22 protein-coding genes and 1 tRNA gene are annotated in these 19,249 nt (G+C 67.2%); 12 read left to right on the top strand and 11 right to left on the bottom strand.

What is annotated here, in order from left to right; genetic code table 11:
* The first annotated feature begins 18 nt into the window (after nt 1-18).
* Both U1703_RS12300 and U1703_RS12295 read left to right on the top strand, forming a co-directional pair.
* A tRNA-Leu gene (locus tag U1703_RS12300) sits at nt 19-105 on the top strand.
* A 146-nt stretch (nt 106-251) separates the two neighbouring features.
* The gene (locus U1703_RS12295) at nt 252-377 is read left to right on the top strand and encodes a hypothetical protein (protein ID WP_320453561.1); all 126 of its coding nucleotides are present in this window, start codon (nt 252-254) and stop codon (nt 375-377) included.
* A 30-nt stretch (nt 378-407) separates the two neighbouring features.
* Here U1703_RS12295 and U1703_RS12290 read toward each other — a convergent pair whose 3' ends face one another.
* The gene (locus U1703_RS12290; RefSeq protein ID WP_320453560.1) at nt 408-998 is read right to left on the bottom strand and encodes a PilZ domain-containing protein; all 591 of its coding nucleotides are present in this window, start codon (nt 996-998) and stop codon (nt 408-410) included.
* Between the two features lie 183 nt (nt 999-1,181).
* Between U1703_RS12290 and U1703_RS12285 the strand changes: the two genes are divergently transcribed.
* Nucleotides 1,182-3,398, top strand: coding sequence for a transglycosylase domain-containing protein (locus tag U1703_RS12285; protein ID WP_332785928.1), 2,217 nt, complete (start codon nt 1,182-1,184; stop codon nt 3,396-3,398).
* Here the strand turns inward: U1703_RS12285 and U1703_RS12280 are convergent.
* From U1703_RS12280 to U1703_RS12270, 3 genes are read right to left on the bottom strand one after another with little or no spacing between them, the layout of a single operon-like run.
* Nucleotides 3,374-4,042, bottom strand: a complete 669-nt coding sequence (locus tag U1703_RS12280; RefSeq protein ID WP_320453558.1) for a M48 family metallopeptidase — start codon at nt 4,040-4,042, stop codon at nt 3,374-3,376. The genes U1703_RS12285 and U1703_RS12280 overlap by 25 nt on opposite strands.
* Nucleotides 4,039-4,467, bottom strand: coding sequence for a YcgN family cysteine cluster protein (locus U1703_RS12275; protein WP_320453667.1), 429 nt, complete (start codon nt 4,465-4,467; stop codon nt 4,039-4,041). The genes U1703_RS12280 and U1703_RS12275 overlap by 4 nt, the downstream gene beginning before the upstream one ends.
* Nucleotides 4,467-5,072 carry an SCO family protein gene (locus U1703_RS12270; RefSeq protein WP_332785927.1) on the bottom strand — a complete coding sequence of 202 codons (606 nt, stop codon included), beginning with the start codon at nt 5,070-5,072 and terminating at the stop codon, nt 4,467-4,469. The genes U1703_RS12275 and U1703_RS12270 overlap by 1 nt, the downstream gene beginning before the upstream one ends.
* Before the next feature lie 93 nt (nt 5,073-5,165).
* On the opposite strand from U1703_RS12270, the gene U1703_RS12265 reads away from it, so the two are divergent.
* Complete coding sequence (locus U1703_RS12265; RefSeq protein ID WP_332785926.1) at nt 5,166-5,780, top strand: ankyrin repeat domain-containing protein; 615 nt, start codon at nt 5,166-5,168, stop codon at nt 5,778-5,780.
* A gap of 47 nt (nt 5,781-5,827) precedes the next feature.
* Here the strand turns inward: U1703_RS12265 and U1703_RS12260 are convergent, their stop codons facing one another.
* Nucleotides 5,828-6,232 carry a DUF1489 family protein gene (locus U1703_RS12260; protein ID WP_320453555.1) on the bottom strand — a complete coding sequence of 135 codons (405 nt, stop codon included), beginning with the start codon at nt 6,230-6,232 and terminating at the stop codon, nt 5,828-5,830.
* Between the two features lie 87 nt (nt 6,233-6,319).
* On the opposite strand from U1703_RS12260, the gene U1703_RS12255 reads away from it, so the two are divergent.
* The 4 genes from U1703_RS12255 (at nt 6,320) to U1703_RS12240 (ending at nt 9,990) form a co-directional block, all read left to right on the top strand.
* Nucleotides 6,320-6,619, top strand: a complete 300-nt coding sequence (locus U1703_RS12255) for a PadR family transcriptional regulator (protein ID WP_320453554.1) — start codon at nt 6,320-6,322, stop codon at nt 6,617-6,619.
* Nucleotides 6,616-7,248: a hypothetical protein gene (locus U1703_RS12250; protein ID WP_332785925.1), complete on the top strand. Its 633-nt coding sequence runs from the start codon at nt 6,616-6,618 to the stop codon at nt 7,246-7,248. Before U1703_RS12255 ends, U1703_RS12250 begins: the two co-directional genes overlap by 4 nt.
* A 23-nt stretch (nt 7,249-7,271) precedes the next feature.
* Nucleotides 7,272-7,718, top strand: coding sequence for a nuclear transport factor 2 family protein (locus tag U1703_RS12245; RefSeq protein WP_332785924.1), 447 nt, complete (start codon nt 7,272-7,274; stop codon nt 7,716-7,718).
* A 130-nt stretch (nt 7,719-7,848) separates the two neighbouring features.
* Nucleotides 7,849-9,990, top strand: a complete 2,142-nt coding sequence (locus U1703_RS12240) for a TonB-dependent siderophore receptor (protein ID WP_332785923.1) — start codon at nt 7,849-7,851, stop codon at nt 9,988-9,990.
* Nucleotides 9,991-10,208: 218 nt separating this feature from the next.
* Here the strand turns inward: U1703_RS12240 and rplT are convergent, their stop codons facing one another.
* Both rplT and rpmI read right to left on the bottom strand, forming a co-directional pair.
* Nucleotides 10,209-10,574: a 50S ribosomal protein L20 gene (gene rplT / locus U1703_RS12235; protein WP_320453550.1), complete on the bottom strand. Its 366-nt coding sequence runs from the start codon at nt 10,572-10,574 to the stop codon at nt 10,209-10,211.
* A gap of 21 nt (nt 10,575-10,595) precedes the next feature.
* Complete coding sequence (rpmI, locus tag U1703_RS12230; protein WP_007406658.1) at nt 10,596-10,799, bottom strand: 50S ribosomal protein L35; 204 nt, start codon at nt 10,797-10,799, stop codon at nt 10,596-10,598.
* A 176-nt stretch (nt 10,800-10,975) separates the two neighbouring features.
* On the opposite strand from rpmI, the gene U1703_RS12225 reads away from it, so the two are divergent.
* Nucleotides 10,976-13,093: an AsmA family protein gene (locus tag U1703_RS12225; RefSeq protein ID WP_332785922.1), complete on the top strand. Its 2,118-nt coding sequence runs from the start codon at nt 10,976-10,978 to the stop codon at nt 13,091-13,093.
* On the opposite strand, the gene U1703_RS12220 is transcribed toward U1703_RS12225, so the two are convergent.
* Entirely contained in the window at nt 13,090-13,575 is a 486-nt protein-coding gene (locus U1703_RS12220; RefSeq protein ID WP_332785921.1) for a hypothetical protein, read from the bottom strand. The genes U1703_RS12225 and U1703_RS12220 overlap by 4 nt on opposite strands.
* Before the next feature lie 45 nt (nt 13,576-13,620).
* Entirely contained in the window at nt 13,621-14,442 is an 822-nt protein-coding gene (locus U1703_RS12215; protein WP_332785920.1) for an inositol monophosphatase family protein, read from the bottom strand.
* A gap of 96 nt (nt 14,443-14,538) precedes the next feature.
* Here U1703_RS12215 and U1703_RS12210 point away from each other — a divergent pair, with 96 nt between their 5' ends.
* A complete protein-coding gene (locus tag U1703_RS12210) occupies nt 14,539-15,075 on the top strand; it encodes a peroxiredoxin (protein WP_320453546.1) in 537 nt (178 codons plus the stop codon).
* A gap of 52 nt (nt 15,076-15,127) precedes the next feature.
* Nucleotides 15,128-16,180, top strand: a complete 1,053-nt coding sequence (locus U1703_RS12205) for a GGDEF domain-containing protein (protein ID WP_332785919.1) — start codon at nt 15,128-15,130, stop codon at nt 16,178-16,180.
* Nucleotides 16,181-16,544: 364 nt separating this feature from the next.
* Here the strand turns inward: U1703_RS12205 and U1703_RS12200 are convergent, their stop codons facing one another.
* Together U1703_RS12200 and U1703_RS12195 are read right to left on the bottom strand one after the other, a co-directional pair.
* Nucleotides 16,545-17,165 carry a YbhB/YbcL family Raf kinase inhibitor-like protein gene (locus U1703_RS12200; protein WP_332785918.1) on the bottom strand — a complete coding sequence of 207 codons (621 nt, stop codon included), beginning with the start codon at nt 17,163-17,165 and terminating at the stop codon, nt 16,545-16,547.
* A gap of 11 nt (nt 17,166-17,176) precedes the next feature.
* A complete protein-coding gene (locus tag U1703_RS12195; protein WP_332785917.1) occupies nt 17,177-18,178 on the bottom strand; it encodes a DUF1176 domain-containing protein in 1,002 nt (333 codons plus the stop codon).
* A 118-nt stretch (nt 18,179-18,296) separates the two neighbouring features.
* On the opposite strand from U1703_RS12195, the gene U1703_RS12190 reads away from it, so the two are divergent.
* Nucleotides 18,297-19,178: a 3-hydroxyacyl-CoA dehydrogenase NAD-binding domain-containing protein gene (locus U1703_RS12190; RefSeq protein WP_332785916.1), complete on the top strand. Its 882-nt coding sequence runs from the start codon at nt 18,297-18,299 to the stop codon at nt 19,176-19,178.
* Nucleotides 19,179-19,249: the final 71 nt, after the last annotated feature.

Here is a 19,249-nt window from a genome sequence, read left to right as displayed (position 1 = left end):
CGGTGGTGACTATCGAGTGCGGTCGTGGCGGAATTGGTAGACGCGCAACGTTGAGGTCGTTGTGGCCGAAAGGCCGTGGAAGTTCGAGTCTTCTCGACCGCACCAAATTTTCCAGAGCAGATAGGTTGATGGACGGCTCCGGCCGTCCTCCCCCCCTTTCCGGACGACCGGCGGAAGGATGATCCATGCCCTGTGCCGTCTGCGGCCGCGCGATTCCCGACAAGGCCCGTCGCTGCGTTCAATGCGGTGCCATGCAACCGGCGAACGATGGCGATGCGCCCGTACCGGTCAACCGGATCGGCCGCGCGATCGGCATCCTTCTGGCCGCCGCATTGATCCTGTTGGTCGTCCTTGGCCTGATGAACGCGCCGCGCTGACGCCGATCCCCTGCGGCTTGGCCTGGCGCATCAGTCCAGCGCGATGATCGCGGCGAGCGCGTCGATGCGCAGCGGCGAGACGAAGCGGAAGCCGAAGCGGCCATCCTTCACCCAGCAGATCGTGCCCGGGATCGCGGTACCCAGTGGGTGCACGACGATATGCCCGGCAAGCCCCGGCTGGACCGGGCCCGCCGCCTCCAGCTTGGCCCCGCCCGCCGATACGTCGATCATCGCGGCGGTGAATTTCCGATCGCCCAGGCGGACATCGGCGGTGCGCGCAACCGGGAAGCGCGGCGGGCGCGGGATGGTCCCGTCCTCATTCTCGTTCGAGAAAATCTGTTCATAGGGCTGGGGCGAATCGAACTGCACGCCCGCCTTCTGCCCCTTTACCCAGCGCACCGTGCCCGAGACGGGTGCCAGGCCGCGCACCTCGACGCAGATCGCATCGCCGACGGTCGGCACGTCGACGAACCGCGCCATCAGGCCATTGGCCGAGATATTGTGGACCAGGCACACGCCGGGCCGGTCGCCGCACAGCTTGCCCAACAGCAGGACCGCCGAATGCCGCCGGCCCGCCCGCCGCTCGGCAGACGTCCCTTGCTGCTGTTCGACCTGTTCCATGCCCGTCCTTTCGACCAGGATCGCCCCCGTGCGATTTCCGGTTTCGGGCCTGCTCTAACCCAACGGACCTAAAAAACCACCAACTTTGCGCGTCGCCCGCGCCGGTTCATCCTGCGCTCAGCCGCCCACGGGCATCGGCCGCTTGTGGTCATGTCCAAAGCCCTGTAATTCGCGAGCCATCCCATGCCTCGCGCGTCGTCCCCCCGGTCCTCCCGGCCCCGCTCCTCCAAGCCCCGCTCTCCCTGGCGGCGCCGGATCGTCGTAACCCTGCAGATCCTGATCGGCCTGGCCGTGCTGGCGGTCGGTGCGCTGGCGATCGCTGTCTTCGTCGCCAAGTCGCAGCTGCCCAGCTTCGACGAGCTGAAATCCTCGCCCAACGGCCAGATGATCCGCGTCCATGCCGCCGACGGGTCGGTGATCGTCTCGCTCGGGCCGAGCTATGGCGAGTGGCTGCCCTATGACCGCATCCCGCTGGTCATGCGCGACGCGACCATCGCGGTCGAGGATCGCCGTTTCCGCGAGCATCCCGGCGTCGACCCGATCGGCATCGCCCGGTCGGTCCAGGTCCGCCTGGAAAAGGGCCGGTGGAAGCAGGGCGGCTCGACCATCACCCAGCAGATCACGCGCACCATCTTCCTGAACAACCAGAAGAAGTTCGGGCGCAAGTTCCGCGAGGCGATCCTGGCGCTGGCGATGGAGCTGAAATTCTCGAAGAACCAGATCCTCGAGCTGTACCTGAACAAGGTCTATTATGGCGGCGGCGCGTACGGCATCGACGCGGCATCCCGCAAATTCTTCGGCCACGGCGCGGACCATCTGAACCTGTCGGAGGCGGCGGTGATCGCGGGCCTGGTCAAGGCGCCGTCCAACTATTCGCCGACCGCCGATGCCGAGGCCGCCGTGGGCCGCGCGGGCGTGGTGATCGAGCAGATGGAGCGCAACGGCTTCATCACCGCGGGGCAAGCCGCCGCCGCCGATCCGCAGGCGCTGAAGCTGGCCCCCGAGCCCAAGCAGAATTCGGTCCGCTACTTCACCGACTGGGCGCTGCCGCAACTCGACATGCTGATCGACGAGCAGACCGCGCCGCTCGACGTGTGGACCACGCTCGATCTGGGGATGCAGCGCGCCGCCGACAGCGCGATCCGCGCCGATGCGCCGCCGGGCACGCAAGGCGCGCTGGTCAGCCTGGACCGCGACGGCGCGGTGCGGGCGATGGTGGGCGGCCTCGACTACGTCTCGACCAATTACAACCGCGCGACGACGGCGGTCCGCCAACCGGGTTCGGCGTTCAAGCTGTTCGTCTATCTCGCCGCGCTGGAGGCGGGCCACAAGCCCGAGGACCAGGTGGTCGACGAGCCTGTCACCATCGACGGCTGGAGCCCGCGCAACGATTCGCGGCGCAATTCGGGCAACGTGTCCCTGCGCACCGCCTTTGCCTATTCGTTGAACACGGTCGCGGCCAAGCTGGGCCAGGAGGTCGGTTTCCAGACGGTCGCCGACATGGCGCGCCGCTTCGGTATCTCGACCCCGGTCAACACCCACCCATCGATGGTGCTCGGCACCTCGGAAGTGCGCGTGATCGACATGACCAGCGCCTTTGCCAGCGTCGCGAACAAGGGGGTGAAGGTCACGCCCTATGGCATCACCAAGGTGACCGCAAACGGCCAGACCATCTACACGCATGAGGTGGACCGCAGCCGGGTGCTGGTCGCGCCCTATGTCGCGGCGCAGATGACCGACCTGCTGCAGACCGCGGTCAACACCGGTACGGGGCGTGCCGCACAGATCGGGCGACCGGTTGCGGGCAAGACAGGCACGACGACCAGTTCGAAGGACGGCTGGTTCCTGGGCTTCTCCAGCGGGATCACCACCGGCGTGTGGATGGGCCGCGACAATGGCAAACCGGTCGCCGGGCTGCACGGCGGCACCGCGCCCGCCAAGGCCTTTGCCGACTATATGAAGATCGCCACCGCCAATCGCCCGATCGAGCAGTTCGAGACTCAGGTCACCCTGCCCGAATGGCAGCTGGAACCCGACGAGGAGAGCTATTTCGGACAGCCCGACGACGGTGTCCCGGCGGTCGATGCCGACGGCAACCCGCTGCCGCCGCCCACCGCGGCACAGCCCGACGACGGCAGCGAGGCGGTCGAGATCCCGACCCGCCGCGAACCCGGCAGCCCTGCGCCGATCCAGCAGCAGCCGGGTACGCCCGGCCAGCCGCAACCGGCCCCGGACCAGCAGCCCGCACCACAACAGCGGCTGGACCAGGCGTGGATCGACCGGGTGACCGGTCGCGGCAACGGGGCGGCCCCACGTGGTGACGGGCGCGACGGACGGATGCCCCCCGCGCCGCCGCGCGGTTCACCGCGTGAGCGTCAGGACGACCGACCGTACCAGTGAAGCCCCGCGCCATGCTGCCGCAACCAGGCGGTGGCGGGCGCCGGGTCCTCGCCCAGCAGCTCGGCGACAAGCGCGTGGAAGGCGGGGGCATGATTCATATGGACGCGGTGCGCGACCTCATGCGCCACCGTCGCGCGGCGTACCTGGTCGGGTGCCAGGATCAGCCGCCAGCTATACCGGATCGCGCCGGTCGAGGCACAGCTTCCCCAGCGCGCCTTGGGATCGGCGACGCTGACCTTGGACACCGCGACACCCGCGACGCGCGCGACCTCGGCCGTCTCGCGCGCCAGCACTTCCAGCGCCTGCCGCTTCAGCCAGGCCTCGACCCGACGGCTGAGCGTTTCCAGCGGGCCCGAGGCAATCAGCCGGTTGCCCTCGCGCTGGATCACGCGGGCGCGCCCCTCCGCCCATTCCAGGCGCAGCACGGCATCGCCGAACGGGATGTCCGATCCCGGCACGAACGGACGCGGCCGGGGCAGGCGCGCGCGCTGCTCGGCCAGCCAGTCCTTCTTCTCCTCCGCCCAGGCCAGCGCCTTGTTCAGCGCGGCGCGCTTGGGCACGACCAGACGCGCGGTGCCGGTGGCGGGATCGACGCTCAGGCGGATGGTCTTGGCGGTCGGATGACGGACGACTTCGTCGATCACAATTCGCGGTCCACGACATGGTTTTCGAAATCGCCCGCATCGTCCTCGCTGATCGTCCAGCCGCGCACCGACTGTCCGGCGCGGTGGACGGCCTCGCGGTCGCCGCAGACCAGGTAATGCCAGTCGGGCAAGGGCTCGTTCGCGGCGCGCAGGCGATAGGCGCAGGTGGTGGGCAACCAGTCGATCGAACGGACATTGCCCATGGTCAGCCGCACGCACTCGCTGACATAGGCGCGGCGATGGCGGTAATTGGAGCATTGCCCGCTGCGCCGGTCGAGCAGGCGGCACGCGACGTTGGTCGGGACCAGTTCGCCCGTATCCTCATCCTCCAGCTTGTGGATGCAGCATTTGCCGCAGCCGTCGCACAGCGCCTCCCACTGCGCGCGGTCGAGGCTTTCGATCGGCTTTTCCCAGAACCGCTCCATCAGCGCACCCACTGGTCCAGCGTCTTCGCCACCGCCTCGGGCCCTTCGTCCGCCGGGACCAGCGCCAGGGGCTTGTTGTCCGGGTCCATCAGATAGACCTGGCGGCTGTGGTTCACCAGATAGCCGCCGCCCGGCGCAGGGTCGCCCTTGGCCGACCAGATGGCATAGGCCTTTTTCACCGCGTCGATCTGGGTGGGCGAGCCGGTCAGCCCGACGATGCGCGGGTCGAAGGCGGCGGCGAAGCGGCCGACCACCGCCGCCGTGTCGCGCTCGGGATCGACGGTGACGAAGATCGGCACGATCGTCTTCGCCTTGGCCGGTGCGCGCTTGTCGAGCAGCTTCAGGCCTGCGGCGATCGCCTGCATGTCGGTGGGGCAGACATCGGGACAGAAGGTATAGCCGAAATACATGACGCGGTAGCGCCCGGCGAAATCGCGGTCGGTGACGGTTCTGCCCCGGCTATCGGTCAGCCGGAACGGCCCGCCGATCTTCGCGCCCGCAAGCGGCGCCCGCGCGTCGGGTTGCCCGCCGGAGGGATCGGAGGAGCCGCAGCCCGCGACCAGCAGGGTCAGTGATGCCAGGAGAGGCAGAAATAATCGGGTCATGACGCCGATAGCCTTGCTGTGATAAATCGCCCGTTGCAAGCCATGGGTCCTCATTCAGGCCCTCATTCGGGCCCCCTGTCAGGAATGCCGTTCATGCCCTTTCGCCCCCTGTTCGCCGCCGCGCTGTTGGCCAGTGCGCTTACCAGCGTTGTCGCCGCCCCCGCGTCGGCCCAGATGATGCAGTCGGAAAGCTACAAATTCCTTCAGGCGGTCCGCGAGGCCAAGGGCAATGACGTGACCAACATGCTGGACCGGCCGGGTGCCAGCATCATTAACACCCGTGACGTGACCAGCGGCGAAGGCGCGCTGCACATCGTCATCAAGCGCGGCGACGAGACGTATCTGCGCTTCCTCCTTCAGAAGGGCGCCGATCCGAACCTGCGCGACGGGCGCGGCAACACCCCGTTGCTGCTGGCGGTGGCGGGTGGCCAGCCCGACATGATCCGCGTCCTGACCGCGGCCAAGGCCAATCCCAATATCGGCAATTCGGGCGGCGAAACCCCGCTGATCCGCGCGGTCCAGCGCCACGATATCGGCATGGTCCGCGACCTGCTGGCCGCCGGGGCCGATCCCGACCAGTCCGACAATGTCGCCGGGCTGACCGCCCGCGACTATGCCCAGCAGGACGCGCGCAACACCGCGATCGCCAAGCTGTTCGCCGACACGCCCAAGAAGACGCGCGCGGCGGTGGCCGGGCCTAAGTTCTGACCCGAAACATCCTTCCCGGCACTCGGCACATCCGGTGCCGGGAGGGATCAGATCAGCCCCAGTTCCACCAGCTTGCCGACCAGCACCGGCGGCATCGTGTCGATCCCGCTCGCCGCGCCGTCCAGATCGGGCGGGGCGTCCGCCGCCTCCAGATAGCGCCAGCCCTGATGCGCACGGCGCGGCTGCGCCTGGACCAGCACCAGCGCGGGGTCGATATGGATCGCGCAGCGGCCGCCCTCCGCTTCGCCGAACGACAGGATCGGCGAGCGCGCGATCAGCTGATGCTTCAGGATCCAGAACAGCGAACCCTGCCCCGCCACCTCCTCGTGCCGCTTGGGCAAATAGCGCGTGGTCAGGAATAGCGGCCCTTCCTGCGCCCGCATCTTCAGCCGTTCCGCCAGATGATCGATACTGGTCGCCCCGAATGCGACCTTGGTCAGATGAAGCGCCATGTCGACGGGCGATGTGGGGACGGCGGCATCGAAACGCCAGACAAACCCGGCATTGACTCATAAATCTACATATGTGACCTTTCTTGGATGAAGCGAGCCCGCCGTCCATCCAAACAGATGCTGACCCTGATGGCGGCGCTGGCCGACCGGGGCGGGCAGTGGTGGCATGGTTATGACCTGATGAAGCAGACCGGGCTGCAATCGGGTACGCTCTACCCCCTGCTGATGCGCATGACCGAGCAGGGCCTGATCGAGGCCGAATGGCGCGCACCCGAACAGCCCGGTCGGCCGCCGCGCCATGCCTATCGCCTGACCGCCGCCGGGGTCGCCCATATCCGCGCGCACGCCGCGCCGATCGATGGCGCACTCGGGCTGGCCGGGGCATGAGGCGCGCGCCCGTCCGGATCGCGATGACCGCCGCCTTGGCGCTGATGCACGAGCGCGAGCGCGACTGGGCAGAGGCCATGGCGATCGAATTCGACCAGGCCGAACGCGACGGGCACGGCCTGGGCTTTGCACTGGGGTGCGTGACGGTCGCCTTGCGCCGCCTGGCGACCTCGTCCGCCGGGTGGCATGTGCTGACCCGCTATGGACTGGCGCTGGTGCTGCTGCTGCCCATGGCGCTGTTCCATCTGGGATGCGCGGTTCACGGCCTGCGGTACTGGCTGTTCGACACCGATCCCTTTCTGGCTATGCTGGAGGCCGGGAATGCGGGCCAGCGGATGATGGCCGTCGCCTATCGCAACTGGTCGCCGGTGATCATGGTCGGGCTGGTCACGCTGGGGACGCTCCATATCCTGATCGCCTGGTGGATCACCGCCTGCGACTGGCGGCGGGCGGGCCGGGCGATGATCCTGGCGATCGTCATCGTCGCCGGATTGATGTTCGCCATCGCCGCGATCCACCCGACCCCTGGGGGCATGGCGCTGCAAGGCATCGCGCTGATCGCCGAGATATTGGCCGTTCCGATCCTGATGGCATGGGATCGGCGGCAGACCCGCTCTCCCATCGGTTAGGCTTCTCAAACGGAGACGTTTTCATGAACCATCGTCATTTGACGGGATGGCTGTGCCTGGCGGCCGCCATCCTGCCGCTGTCGGCCGCCTCCGCGCGGACCGGTGATCCGCTGGCCCTGGTCGATCGATTCGAGACGGCGCGGCGCGACTTCGACCCCGTCGCCCTGGCCCGGACGCTGGCACCGGAATTCGTCGAGATTTCGCCGCGTGGCGAGGTCGATCCGCGCGACGCGGTACTGGATTTCTACACGCCCGACCAAAAGCATTCCGTCCCACCCATGGACAGCGACGAAGCCACCGTCCGGCTCACTGGCGACACCGCGCTGGTGACACGACGCCTGTCGATCATCCTGCCGGGCGCGGCCGGCAAGCGTTCGGTACGGGCGCTCTATGTCGCGCATCGCACCAAGGCCGGGTGGCAGCTCCTGTCGGCCCACTACACGCCGATACCGCCTGCCGTGTCGAAATAGGACGGTTAAGAGGGGGAGGCACCGGTCTTCCCCTAACCGCCCATAAAAACCCGATAGTTTCTGCTTTCGATACTGACTTGCAATAACACCACGCCGGTCATAGGAGGCCCCCATAACAGGGAGTTTCCGAATGCCGATCCTGATGCCGCTGATGGCCAGCGCCGCCGCCATCACCGCCCCGACGCCCGCTCCCGCGGCAACCGATCCGCAGGTCACCCGCGACGATATCGTCGTCACTGGCCAGCGTACCGAGGGCACGGACGACTATACGATCGAGGGGCAGACGACCGCGACGCGTATCCCGCTCACCCTGCGCGAGACGCCGCAGTCGGTCAGCATCGTCACCCGCCAGCAGATCACCGACTTCCAGCTGAACGACGTCAACCAACTGCTGACGACGGTGCCGGGCATCAACGTCCAGGCGAACGAGACCGACCGCGTCTATTACTCGGCGCGCGGTTTCGACATCCAGACCTTCCAGATCGACGGCATCGGCGTCCCCTTCGCCTTCGGTATCCAGACCGGATCGATCGACACCGCCATCTATGACCATATCGAGGTGGTCCGGGGCGCGCCCGGCCTGTTGTCGCCGACCGGCAACCCCTCGGCGGTCATCAACTTCGTCCGCAAGCGCCCGACCAAGGACCTGCAGGCCAGCGCCAGCGTGCAATATGGCTCGTTCAACAGCCTGCGCCTGGATGCGGACGTCAGCACCCCGCTGACCAAGGACGGCAGCGTGCGCGCGCGCGTCGTCGGCGTGCTGTCCGACGCCGACAGCTATCTGGATCGCTATTCCCTGCGTCGCTGGACCGGATACGGCGTGGTCGAGGCGGACCTTGGCCCCGATACCGTGCTCAGCGGCGGTTACGGCCATCAGGATCACCAGAGCCACGGTGCGATGTGGGGCGCGCTGCCGCTGACCTATACCGACGGCACCCGCATCGACATGCCGCGTTCGACCAATGTCGCGCCCGAATGGGCGGGCTGGAACGTGATCGACCGGCAGATCTTCGGCGACCTGACGCATCATTTCGCCGGTGGCTGGGTCGCGCGGATCAGCGCGGTGCGCCGCGCCACCAGCGAGGCGGACGAGCTGTTCTACGTCTATGGCAATCCGGTGCGCGGCGCGCCCAACGGCATCGCGCCCGACCCCGCCAATCCCGGCCAGTTCCTGGGCATCAAGAGCTATCCCGGTGCCTTCCGCGCGCAGACCCGCAACCTGACCATGGAGGCCTATGCCACCGGTCCTTTCTCGCTGTTCGGGCGCGAGCACCAGCTGATGTTCGGCGTCAACCGCAGTGCGCAGGATTACAAGCAGGGGTCGTCCTATGATTATTCCAAGGTCGGCCTGACCCTGCCCTTCCCGGACCTGTTCCAGGGCACGTTCCCCAAGGTCACGTTCCCGACACCCTTTTCGACCGACTATGCGTCCAGCCAGAACACCCAGACCCGTCGCGAGACCGCCTATGGCCTGGTCCGCTTCAACCTGGCCGATCCGCTGAAGCTGATGCTGGGCGGCAACGTCACCCATGCGCGCAGTGTCGGCTTTTCGTACGATGTCGACACCAATTACGACAATACGCGCTTCTCGCCGTTCGCGGGCGTCACCTATGACCTGAACCGGGCGCTGAGCGTCTATGCCAGCTATACGACGATCTTCAATCCGCAGGACGCCATCGGCCAGGACGGCCGTATCCTGGCGCCGATCAGCGGCAAGAATATCGAAGCGGGGATCAAGGGCGACTGGTTCGGCGGACGGCTGAACGCCAGCGCGGCGATCTTCCGCGTCCACCAGAACAATACCGCCGAGAGCATCGGCTTCGTCAATGGCCGCTTCGTGTCACGCGGGGTGAACGCCAAGTCGGAGGGCATCGAGCTGGAGGTCGGCGGACGGCTGGCCGAAGGGGTGCAGGTCACCGGCGGCTATACGTTGATGCGGGTCGAGGATCAGAATGGCGATGCGGCGCGCCTGTTCGTGCCGCGCAACACCGGGCGCCTGAACATCGTCTATTCGCCGCCCGCCCTGCCCGCGCTGAAGGTCGGCGCATCGGCTCAGTATCAGAGCGTGATCTATACCCAGACCCGCTCGGTACGGCAGGACGGCTATGCGCTGGTCGACCTGATGGCGAAGTACGACATCACCCGCCGCATCGCGCTGTCGGCGAACCTGCGCAACCTGACCAATGCCAAGTATCTGACCGCGTTGACCTTCGACGGCGGCTATTATGGTGCGCCGAGGTCGATCCTGGGGACGGTGACGGTCCGGTATTGAGGCACGGCCATTCCTCCCCGCACGGGGAGGTGGCAGGCCGACAGGCCTGACGGAGGGGGTTCGCCGCCAAGGGTGACCTATGTGGCGAGCCCCCTCCACCACCGCTTCGCGGCGGTCCCCTCCCCGTACCGGGGAGGATAATAGCAACAGAAAAAGGGCGCCGGTGGAAACCCACCGACGCCCTTTCCTGATTTCCGGCGCTAACCGTCAGTCGCGAATTACGCGGCCTGCGGCAGAGCGGACTTCGCCTGTGCGACGATCGCCTTGAAGGCTTCGCCCTCGTGCATGGCGATGTCGGCCAGGACCTTCCGGTCCAGTTCGACGCCCGCCAGCTTCAGGCCGTGCATGAACTGCGAATAGGTCAGGCCCTCGGCCCGGACACCCGCGTTGATGCGCTGGATCCACAGACCACGGAAGGTCCGCTTCTTAACCTTGCGGTCGCGATACGCATATTGACCGGCCTTTTCGACGGCCTGGCGAGCGATGCGGATGGTATTCTTGCGACGGCCATAATAGCCCTTCGCCTGTTCCAAAATCCGCTTATGCTTCGCCTTGGTGGTCGTGCCCCGCTTGACGCGTGCCATATCTTTCTACCCTTCCAGAAATCAGTTCAGGCCGTAAGGCGCCCAGGCCTTCACGGTCTTGGTGTCGGCATCGGACAGGACCGAGGTGCCGCGGTTCTGGCGGATATACTTGCCGTTATGGCTGATCAGGCGGTGGCGCTTGCCGGCGACGCCGTGCTTGAGCTTGCCGGTCGCGGTGAGCTTGAAGCGCTTCTTGACGCCGCTCTTGGTCTTGAGCTTGGGCATTTTTTTCCTTTCGCTAGAGCTAAGGCAGAAACGGCCGCGGCAGCCCTGATGGCCGGGCCGTTCGTGACACCTCGCTCGGGAAGCGGGCCGCTTAGACGAAGCGGCTCCGGATTGCAACCGATGGCCGATGGAATCGCCCAAGGAACCAGCGCCTCGCTCGGGCGCTTGAAGGCGCCATGGATCAGGCGCCAGCGGCCGACAGTTCCACGCATACCGACGCTGCCCGTGCGGGGTGGCGCCGCTGGGCATTGCGAATCGCCATCGGTCTGACCACCGTCCTCGCCGCAATCTGGCTGGTGCTGTTCGTGACCAAGGGGCGCTTCCTGCGCCATTCCTTCGAATCGGTCGTTGGACGGCTGACCCACCGGACGGTCAACGTGGACGGCGACTTCCAGCTGTATTTCGCACCGTTGCGGATCAAGTTCGTCGCCGAGAAGATCGCGGTTTCCAACCCCGCCTGGGCGACCCGGCCCAATTTGTTCACCGCCGACCGGATCGATTCGCGGATCGCTCCGCTATCGCTGCTGTTCGGCAAGCGACGCTTTACCTGGCTGGCGTTGACCAATGGCGCGGTCGATCTGGAATGGACGCCCGACCACCGCACCAACAGCTGGACGTTCAGCGAGAAGAAGGGCGGCAAGCCGCTCGAATTTCCGCGCATCGATACCGCCGAGATCAACGGGACCACGATCCGGTATCGCGATCCCCGGATGCGGGTGACCGCCGACCTGACGCTGGCCGATTTCCGGTCGCAGGACGCCCGTATCGGCCGGGCGGTGGGGGTGCGCGGCAAGGGCGTGATCCGCGAGACGCCCTTCACCGTCACCGCGCAGCTGCTGTCGCCCGACGCCACCGCCAATCGTGGCAAGAACGAACTGGTCGCCCGGATGCGCGCAGCGGGCAATATCGTCGACGTGACCGGCACCCTGCCCTCGATCGCAGCGGTCGAGAATGTGCCGTTGCGCACCCGTGCGCGCGGCAAGGACCTGTCGACGCTGCTCGAGGTGATCGGCGTCGTCATCCCGCGCACCCGTACCTATGACATCCATGCCCAGCTGGTGAAGGACGGTGACGTCTATCGCTTCACGGGCATGAAGGGGACGTTCGGCGACAGCGACCTGACGGGCAAGCTGACCGTCACGCATGGCGAGCGGCTGCACCTCGATTCGGTGCTGGCGACGCAGAAGCTCGACATCATCGATGCCGCGCCTTTCATCGGCTACAACCCCGATATCGTCGCGACCAAGGGCGCGGAGGCCGCCGCCGCCGCTACGGGCGTGGGGCCGCAGCGGCTGTTGCCCGACGCGGCGCTGCCGGTCGCGACGATGCAGCGCTTCGACGCCGATCTGAAATGGACGATCCGCACCGTGCGCTCGCGGCGGGTGCCGATCTCCGATGTCGACCTGACCCTGGCGCTGGATCGCGGCAAGCTGACCCTGTCGCCGCTGAAATTCGCCATGGCGCGGGGGAATGTGTCCTCCGACCTGCTGTTCGACACGCGCCAGCGGCCCAGCCTGGTGCGCTACGACATCCGCCTGGCGCCGACGCCGCTTGGCCGCCTGCTCGCGGGCTGGGGCGTGGCGGAGGCCGGGACGACCGGCACGGTCAAGGGCCGCGTCCAGCTGACGGGGCGCGGCGACACCATCCACGATTCGCTGGCCAGTGCGAACGGGCGCATGGCGTTCATCCTGCCCGCAGGTTCGCTATGGACCCGCAATGCGCAGCTGGCCGAACTCGATATCGGCACCTTCGTTCAGAAGATGTTCGAGAAGCAGTTGCAGGAGCCGGTGCGGATCAACTGCGGCCTGATCGCCTTTACCGTGCGCGGCGGCGTGGCGGCGGCGGATCCGATCCTGATCGACACGTCAAAGAACGTGGTCACCGGGCGCGGCGGCTTCAGCTTCCGCAACGAGGCGCTCGATCTGGCGGTGCGCGCCGATGCCAAGACGTTCAGCCTGTTCTCCGGCCAGTCGCCGGTCGGCATCACCGGGACGTTCGCGCATCCCGGCATCAACCCGATTAGCGGCGACCTGGTGGCACGCGCCGGGGCCGGGCTGGGGCTGGCCCTGGTCGCGACGCCGCTGGCGGGTGTCCTGGCCTTCGTCGATGTCGGCGACGCGAAGGCGGCGGCCTGCGGCCCGGTCCTGTCCGGCGCGCGGGCGAGCGCCCAGCGGACGGTCAAGGGCGCGCCGCGCAATGATGTTGGACGCGGCACCACGGCCAAGGCGGAGGACGGCCGGAGAAATCCGGGCGAGGCGAAGGCACAGCGGAAGAAGTTTCTGGGGATTTTCTAAAGAGCGTAGCGAACCGTCGACCAGCATGGTTTCAGCATCTTGAATGTCCTGCTGACCCAGGCCGCGAGTGGCGTGCCCGTGTTCGATCGTAATTCCATCGGGAAGCCCAATTCCAGGCCATAGCGGGCTTGAAAGCGCACGCGGTAACCCACACCGTCCAAGATGATTTCGCCCTGATCATCCGGCAAGACCGGGTCGGGCATCGGAATGGACCGTAGATTGCGGACCGCATCAGCCGCCACGGGGCACGTTTGGCTATTGGCCCACTGAATACGCGGCGCTTCGCCGTGACGTCGCGAGACAAGCCGCAAGGCGACACCGCTCGTGTCCCCACGGCCTTCGGTGCGAAGTATTTCAATCGTCTCCGAAACACCGGCAAGGGACGCCGAGTAGGAAAGATCAGCCCACACGTCCCCAGGCAAGGACAATGAATCAGCGGCTTGCAGAAACAGGGCGATTATCAGGTAAACGTCCTCATCCATGCGAAACGATCAGGCCTCGGGCCTGTCGCAACGTCTTCTCAGAACTCAATGATCATGATGGTCATGCCCATGCGGCACGTTGCGCAGCGCCTCCAGCACCTCTTCGGTGCGCGCCGGGTCGCCGATCGCGAGCACATGGCCCGCGCTGTCCGCCGTCAGGGGATCGCCGTTCCAGTCGCACATGCGCCCGCCCGCGCCCTCGACCACCGGCACCAGCGCGGCGAAGTCGTGCAGCTTCAGCCCGGATTCGCACACGATATCCATATGCCCACTCGCGAGCAGGCCGTAATTATAGCAGTCGCCGCCATAGACCGGGCCCTGGCGCGGGGACTGTCCGCTGACCGCGGTGACCAGTGCCATGAAGTGCGGCACATCCCCGTCGTCGAACAGATGCGGGCTGGTCGTGGCGATCGTCGCGCCGCCCAGCTCGCGACACGCCCGGGTCCGCGCCGGCTGTCCGTTGAACAGCGTCGGCCGTCCGGCGACGCCCAGCCAGCGTTCGCCCGCAATCGGCTGGTCGATGATGCCCAGCACCGGCCAGCCATTCTCGACCAGTGCGATCAGCGTGCCGAAGATCGGACGCCCCACGGTGAAGCTGCGCGTCCCGTCGATCGGGTCGAGCACCCATTGGCGCCCTGTCACGCCGTCCTTCACGCCATATTCCTCACCGTGAATGCCGTCGCCCGACCGCTCGGCATCCAGGATACGGCGCATTGCCGATTCGGCCTCGCGATCGGCCAGCGTCACGGGTGATCGATCGGCCTTGATCTCCAGCCCCATTTCTCGGCGGAAATACGGACGGATGGCGGCACCGGCGGCATCCGCTAGCCGGAGGGCAAGGTCGATATCGGTCGCATGTACGGGCATCGCGTCATTGATAGAATAGCGAGCCCGTATCAGCAATGGACGCCGTCGCTGGGACACGATAGGCGTCAACGTGGTTAATTGGAGAGGACTGGCGCAATGAAGGCTTGGGTAGGCATTCTTTTGGCGGTGGCGGCGGCAATGCCCGCGTCGGCCGCGTTGCGGCCCGGCACGACTGCCCCCGACTTCACCACGCGCGGCGCGGTGGCGGGCAAAGTCTTCACGCTGCACCTGAAAGACCAGCTGAAGAACGGTCCGGTCGTCCTGTATTTCTTCCCCGCCGCCTTCACCAGCGGGTGCAGCGCCGAGGCACGTGCCTTTGCCGAGAAGATCGACGCCTTCAAGGCTGCAGGGGCTCGCGTGATCGGCATGTCGGCCGATCCGGTGGACAAGCTGGCCGCCTTCTCCAAGGCCGAATGTGCGGGCAAGTTCCCGGTGGCCAGTGCGGGCCCCGCGATCGTCAAGGGTTATGACGTCGCGCTGGGCCGTCAGATCGAGGGTCGCGACATCACCTCGCGCACCAGCTATGTCATCGACCGCAACGGCCGCGTGGTCTTCGTGCACGACGACATGAACCCGGCCGAGCATGTCGCCACCACCCTGGCGGCGGTGCGCGACCTGAAGACGCGTCGCTGATCCAGGGATCCGGGGCGGAGACATGACCTTGGGGGGCCAAACGGGCGGAAAAATGCAGACGGCGGCGCAAGGCGCCGGTGCGTCCGATCGGCTGTACGATCGGATCGGCCGGTTCCTGGACGACCATCGGCTGTCGCCCGATCCGGCGCATTATGCCTTTGTCCACGCGATCCTGACGGATCCGAACGGATCCTTGGCGCGCGCGGTCGAGGCGTTGATCGACGGCGGCGTGCGGCTGCACCGGGACGACATCGCCCGGCTGGGCGGCCCGGCGGACGCCGTCCGCCCTGCTTCGGCGTCGACCGCGCGTCCCCCCGTCGCGCGCAAGATCGCCCCGCCGCCCGAGGCGACCCAGTCCGACGCCCTGGCGGAGCAGACGCAGAACCAGGTCGAGACCTTTGCCGCCGTCATCCGCGCGATCCAGGCCGGTACGTCGGAATTCGGCGCCGATCTGGCGCGCAACGCCGCGGTGATCTCCCGCGGCGAGAGCATCGGTCTGGCCACGCTGGCGCAACTGACCGGCGAGATGCTGGAGCGGGTCGATGCAGCCGAGAACCAGATGAAACAGGCGACGGCCGAGGCGGAATCGCTGCGCGAGAAGCTGGCCGAGGCGCGGGCGACCGCGCGGCGTGATCCGCTGACCGGGCTGGCCAACCGCCTGGCGTTCAACGAGGCGCTCGTCCACTGCTTCCAGGCCGGGCATGATTGCCACCTGGCGCTGTGCGATGTCGATCGGTTCAAGCGGATCAACGACGAACTGGGCCATGCGGTCGGCGACCGGGTGCTGCATTCGATCGGTGCCATCCTGGCCGAAGAGGGCAAGGGCCATGTCGTATGCCGTCACGGTGGCGAGGAGTTCGCCATCCTGATGCACGGCCTGTCGAACGCGGAGGCGACCGCCCTGATCGACCGTGCCCGCGATTCGGTGCGCGAACGGCGGATGCGGGTGCGCGAAACCGGTGAGCCCGTCGGGGAGATCACCTTCTCCGCAGGGATCACCGCCTTTCGCCCCGGCGATACGCAGGAAACGCTATTCGCCCGCGCCGATCTGCTGCTCTACCGCGCCAAGAACGAGGGTCGTGATCGCGCCTTGAGCGACGGGTGATTTTCCCGCCATGTGATGGCGGGAAACACTTCGGCCCAGTGGCGGATTTTCCCAATTTTTACGCGCCGAAAAACAATATCCCGGTAAATCAATAGCTTAAAGAACTGGCACGGACCCTGCAAAGTCCCTGGCATCGGACGCCAAATGGTTTGGCGACCGGGTCAACCAGGGAGTTACCACCATGTTCGCTTCGTTCCAGACCCGCCAGATCCTCGTCTCGGTCGTCGGCGCGCTCGTCTTCGCCGGCCTCGCGATCACCTCGGCCGCCCCGATCTTTCCGATCGCCTGAGCGCGATCGTGCGCCATCGCCTGTACGGCCGGGCTATCCCCTGATCCGGATGCCCGGCCGTTTGCGAGACGGATTTCAGGCGGTTGCGACCGCCCCGACCGGCCCGACCGGCGCCTCTTCATCCCGCGAATAGGTCCCCGTCAGCACCCCGGCGGCGAGCACATGGCCCGCCATCGCCTCAACCAGCGAGCTGCGGCCCGGCGTCTCTCCGCCGATATCGACCGCCGCATCCAGTGCGAATAGCTGAAACACGTAACGATGCTCGCCATGCCCGCGCGGCGGATCGGGCGGCAGCCAGCCTTCGCTCAGATAGGAATTGCGGCCCACATCCCCGCCCTCTGCCGAGCCGGGTCCGTCGGCGACGATCGCCCCTTCGGCCAGATTCCCGGCGTGCGGCGGCAGGTTCCAGACGATGGCATGGACCAGCGGCTGCGGCGTCGGTGCATCGGCATCCTCGACCAGCAAGGCCAGCATCGCCGTACCCTCCGGCGGATCACCCCAGACGAGCGGCGGCGACACGCCCGCCCCATCGGCGGTGAAGCGTTCGGGCAACCGCGCCATGTCGCCAAAGGCCGGGCTGTCCAGCCGCATCGCGGCGGGAGGAGTCAGTTCGCGGCGGACCACCGCGATCGATTCGACCCCGGCGCGCCAACCGCTCATCGCCTTGCCCAGCCAGGCGGGCAGGTGTTCGAGCATCGTCTTCTCCTCTATCGCGGCGCGACGGGTTCGACCCGTGTGCGCCATACGGTCAACGTGTCGATTGCCCCCCGGCATTCGGTCATCCGGGCCGCTTCGAGCAGGCGGAAGCGCGTGCCGTCCCAGCCGAACGTCTGGGCATCGCCGCAATCGCCCAGCCCCCGGCCCTTGCCCCAACTGGACAGGCGACCGGCAGGCGACCAGGTGACGTTGACCAGGATTTCGGGCTGGCCGGGATCGGGGGTTTCACCGAAATGATAGGCGAAGTCGAAGCTGGCGGGCGTCAGTCGCCCGTCGCGCCAGATCAGCGGCTTGACGAGATAATTATAGGCCCCCGCGCCGCAGGACATCAGGACGAGGGTCGATCGCCGGTCGAGCCGGTGCGCGTCGGCGCTGAACGGACTGCCATCGTCCACCACGCAACCATAGCGACGGCGCGCTTCGGCGATGGCGGTGGCGGGAACACTGGCCGCGCCGCGCGGGGGCGTGACGACATGCACCAACGGTAAGGCGGGCGCCGTGCCGCGATGGCGGGCAGAGCCGCGTGCGATCAGCGCGGTGGTCGTGCCCGCGCGCTTCTGCCGGTCGTCCATATAGCGCAGGGCCGCGGCCGCACCGTTCAGCGAGACGCCATGACTGGTCGGGGTCAGGATCGCGGCGCGCCGCCCCCGGCCGATCGCCGCGACCAGGGCGGTGGCGGGCGCGCCCTGCCACATCCCCTCGCCGTCGCGGTCGAGCGTGGTCGAGGCGACCGTACGTCCGTCGACCCGGAGGCTGGCGGTCTTGGCGCGGCCGGTCATGTCGCGCACCCGCACGGTCACGCGCCCCGCGCCGTCGCGCGCGACGATCAGACCGACATCCTGAAGCGCGCTGTCCTGCGTGGCGAGCGACGCGCTCTCGCACGCCCGGCCATTGTCGCAGGCGACGATCCAGTCGCGAAACAGCTTCAAACCGCCCGGACGCGGCGAACTGTCCGGCGCGGCGGCGACGGCGGGTGCCGCGATCAGTGCCATCCACAAGACAGGGCTCGTACGAATCATCCCCGATCAACCCCTTTGCTGGCGATCCCGTTCCGAACCGGATAGGGCAACGCTAAACGGCTTTGTGCCAAAGAATCAGGAGAGTGTCGCCATGCAGTCAGTGGGGAAATCGGTCGGCGTGATCGGCGCCGGACAGATGGGCGCCGGCATCGCCCAGGTGTCGGCGGCGGCCGGCTATGCGGTGAAGCTGGCCGATGTCTCGCTCGACCGGGCCGAGGCGGGCAAGGCGGGTATCGCCAAGGCGCTCGACCGACTGGTGACGAAGGAAAAGACGACGCGCGAGGACGCCGACGCGCTCCTGTCGCGCATCGAGCCGGTCGGCACCCTGTCCGCCATGGCCGGGTGCGAGCTGGTGATCGAGGCGGCGACCGAGCGCGAGGCCATCAAGCGCGCGATCTTCGAAGAGGTGGGCAAGGGCATGTCCGACACCGCGATCCTGGCGACCAACACCTCGTCCATCCCGATCACCCGGCTGGCGCAGGCCGCGCCCGATGCGGGGCGATTCGTCGGCGTGCACTTCTTCAACCCGGTGCCCGTCATGGGCCTGATCGAGCTGATCCGCGGCCTCGCCACCGCGGACGAGACGGTGGCCAGGGTCGAATCGTTCGCGCAGGAACTGGGCAAGCGCGTCGTCCATGCCAATGACGCGCCGGGCTTCATCGTCAACCGTGTGCTGATGCCGATGATCAACGAAGCGATCTTCGCGCTGGGCGAGGGCGTGGCGACGATCCCCGATATCGACGCGGCGTGCCAGCTGGGGCTCAACCACCCGATGGGCCCGCTGACGCTGGCCGATTTCATCGGGCTCGACACCTGCCTGGAGATCACCCGCGTGCTGTTCGAGGGCACGGGCGATCCCAAGTTCCGGCCCGCGCCCCTGCTGATCAAATATGTCGAGGCGGGCTGGTATGGCCGCAAGACCAGGCGCGGATTTTACGATTACACCGGCGCCGAGCCCGTACCGACGCGCTGACCCGCCAAATCCTCCCCATCTCCGATGGGGAGGTGGCAGGGCGAAGCCCTGACGGAGGGGCCTCGCCGCAG

The organism is Sphingomonas flavida (genome assembly GCF_036663655.1).
GTDB lineage: Bacteria > Pseudomonadota > Alphaproteobacteria > Sphingomonadales > Sphingomonadaceae > Sphingomonas.
Note: the sequence above shows the minus strand (reverse complement) of the source record. Positions and strands in the feature narration are given on the sequence as shown.